This is a genomic window from Shewanella sp. SG41-4, assembly GCF_014164505.1.
Lineage (GTDB): Bacteria > Pseudomonadota > Gammaproteobacteria > Enterobacterales > Shewanellaceae > Shewanella.
Genome location: NZ_JACJFI010000653.1, coordinates 1 through 1,121 on the forward strand (window position 1 = coordinate 1; position 1,121 = coordinate 1,121).

At 35.6% G+C, this 1,121-nt stretch carries 2 protein-coding genes and 1 pseudogene; all 3 read left to right on the plus strand.

The genetic code is table 11. From position 1 onward, the window contains the following. A pseudogene (locus H5202_RS23005) lies at nt 1-355 on the plus strand (transposase); the annotation flags it as partial. A 79-nt stretch (nt 356-434) separates the two neighbouring features. Beyond that, on the plus strand, nt 435-728 hold the full coding sequence (locus H5202_RS23010; RefSeq protein ID WP_182774056.1) for a helix-turn-helix domain-containing protein: 294 nt from the start codon (nt 435-437) through the stop codon (nt 726-728). A 182-nt stretch (nt 729-910) separates the two neighbouring features. Further along, the coding region (locus H5202_RS23015; protein ID WP_182774057.1) for a hypothetical protein at nt 911-1,121 on the plus strand (211 nt) is incomplete at its 3' end.

Sequence of the window (1,121 nt, forward strand, 5' to 3'; positions counted from 1 at the left end):
TATCAATTCAGCAATCAAAGGCGAGCAACCACCAGAGCTATTACCGTTTGTGGGTAATGAGCGACTTAATATGCCTAACGGGCTTATGTTCAGCGTCAAAGACTACATCGTCTTAGTTGAAGATACCGGTCGGATAATTCGAGAAGATAAGCGTGGTGCCATTAGCTCAAGTAGCCAGGACATACTGAATAGACTCAACATCCCCGCAGAGAATTGGCTTAAAATCACTACTGAATTTGGTGCATTATTTAAAGGAGCTGTCGGAGCATTACCCGCATTCACTGAATATTGTGAGCATTTAGAGCGAAAGCGACGACAAGGCGCTGCAAATTGTCAGCGCTGGCTGTGTGCTTAAGTCATCATCCCCAATCAAATTATAATTCTTTTAAAACTTGATGGTTAAAAAAGTTTTTCTGATGTGCTAAATTTCTTAGATGACCATAAATTACTCATTTAACGATAATATTTTAGCCATATCGATAAAAATTGATGAGTTGATCACATCAATCGTAACCCTCGCCAAAGCCATGAAAACGAGTTATGTTCATTGTTCAAGAAATGGGTGGCATTTTTGTGGGTGGCATTTTTGTGATGTTAAACGCGAGGCAATCAAAAAACTGTTGCTGGCTGGTGAAACCTATTCAAGTATTCAGCAAGTTATAGGGTGCTCACCGTATCTAGTCCAGCAAGTTAGTCGTGAGTTAAAGCAAGATCAAGAAGTTAAATAACTACTTACTTTTCAATTTTTACATATTGGAGGTATTGCTAGTAAACACCAAAGATTTAAATATATAGAATACTCTGTTTGCATCCAGATGTGTTATTTTTCAGTAATACATGCGAAAATAAAAATAGTTATGCAATAGATTTTTATTGATATTTTTTAAATCTTAAGGAAAAAGGAGACGGTATGGATAAGTTTTTATTTGGAATGGTGTTATCGATTTGTGTATTTAATGTTGCTGCAAAGCCAATTTATTTAGAATGTGAAGTCAGTAATAATGATGCAATTCTTAAATTTTCAGCCAGCGTAGATGAAGAAACTGGTAAAGCATCATTTGTTCAATCAACTGGATTTACATTTAAATCAGAAGCTATTTTTTCACCGAATAAAATAGCAT

Bases quoted from the DNA above. Each gene is read 5' to 3' on its own strand.
- H5202_RS23010 (WP_182774056.1), top strand. From the start codon at position 435: ATGACCATAAATTACTCATTTAACGATAATATTTTAGCCATATCGATA.